This window comes from Arthrobacter sp. UYEF3, from assembly GCF_040546245.1.
GTDB lineage: Bacteria > Actinomycetota > Actinomycetes > Actinomycetales > Micrococcaceae > Arthrobacter.
Genome location: NZ_JBEPNK010000064.1, coordinates 1 through 1,431, shown reverse-complemented (window position 1 = coordinate 1,431; position 1,431 = coordinate 1). Strand labels below are relative to the sequence as shown.

General features: G+C 63.1%; 1 protein-coding gene. It reads left to right on the top strand.

The features are described from left to right. Positions 1–41 precede the first annotated feature (41 nt). Positions 42–1,289 carry an IS4 family transposase gene (locus tag ABIB14_RS18675; protein WP_354237390.1) on the top strand — a complete coding sequence of 416 codons (1,248 nt, stop codon included), beginning with the start codon at positions 42–44 and terminating at the stop codon, positions 1,287–1,289. The last annotated feature ends 142 nt before the right edge of the window (positions 1,290–1,431 follow it).

The window sequence follows — 1,431 nt, the reverse complement described above, 5'->3', positions numbered from 1 at the left end:
CCAATGCCGTTTACTTAGCACAGTTGTGTTAATCTCTCGGCATGGCGCGAAGCGGATGGGTGACCCCGGAGGGTCCTGAACGGTTGACTGACCACATTTCCTTGGGTGTGTTGACGCGGGTTTTCCCGGCGGATGTGGTGGATGCGGGGATCGGGCGTACCGGGGCACTGGAGCAGCGGAACCGTTTGCTGCCCTCGCGGTTGATGGTCTATTACGTGATGGCTCTTGCGTTGTTCTCCAACGGATCCTACGAGGAAGTCATGCGCTCGTTGCTGGCGGGGATGGAATGGCTGAGCGGCCGGTTCCGGGAGTGGGTGATGCCGACGAAAGCCGCGATTTACAAGGCGCGGAACCGGTTGGGTTCGGCGGTGATGGTGGAGTTGTTCGCCGAGGTCGCCAAGCCGTTCGCGGCCCCGGACGGGCCCGGGTTCTACAAGGGGTGGCGGCTGGTGTCCGTGGACGGGACCACCCTGGACCTGGCCGACACCCCGGCGAACGAACGCGCTTATGGCCGGCCGGGGACGAACACGGACTTCAAGAGCGCGTTCCCCCAGGCGAGGGTGCTGGGGTTGGTGGAATGCGGCACCCATGCGGTCTTCTCCGCGGTGGCCTCCCGCTACGACACCAGTGAGCACGACCTGTATCCGGCCCTGCTGGCGGACCTGGCCACAGACATGCTGGCCATGGCCGACCGCGGGTTCTATTCCTATACGGCGTGGAAGGACAGCGCCGCGACAGGAGCCGCGTTGTTGTGGCGGATGAGGACCAACAGTGCCCTGCCGTCGCTGGAGGACTACGCCGACGGCTCATACCTCTCAAAGGTCTATCCCTCCAGCAAGGACCGGGCCAAGGACAGCAACGGCATCCCGGTCCGTGTCATCGACTACGAAGTCACCACCGAGAACAAGGCCACCCCGGGGAACGAAGCCGTTGCCAGGGATGAAGTGAGCAAGTTCCTATTGATCACCACGATCCTGGACCCGGCCGCCGCACCGGCCGAAGACCTGGCCCGACTGTACGCCAGGCGATGGGAAATAGAGTCCAGCTTCGATGAACTCAAAACCCACCAGCGCGGCCCCGGCATCGTGCTGCGTTCCAAAACACCAGACGGCGTGCTCCAGGAAATCTACGGCCACCTCTGCGCCCACTACGCGATCCGGTCCCTCATCGGCACCGTCGCCGCAGAGTTCGACGAAGACCCCCTGCAGTTCTCTTTCACAAGGACCCTCCGGGCAGCTCGCCGATCCCTCGCCGCGCGCCCGGCTTTTTCCCCCTCAGAAGCTGGCTGAAGCCTTCGCCATTTTCTGCCGGGAAATCCTCCACGAACTCCTGCCCCCACGCCGGCAACGCACCGTCCCCCGCGCCGTCAAACGCAAAATGTCCAACTGGCCACTCAAGAAAACACCAAAAAACACAAAGTAAACGGCATTG

Bases quoted from the DNA above. Each gene is read 5' to 3' on its own strand.
- ABIB14_RS18675 (WP_354237390.1), top strand. From the start codon at position 42: ATGGCGCGAAGCGGATGGGTGACCCCGGAGGGTCCTGAACGGTTGACT.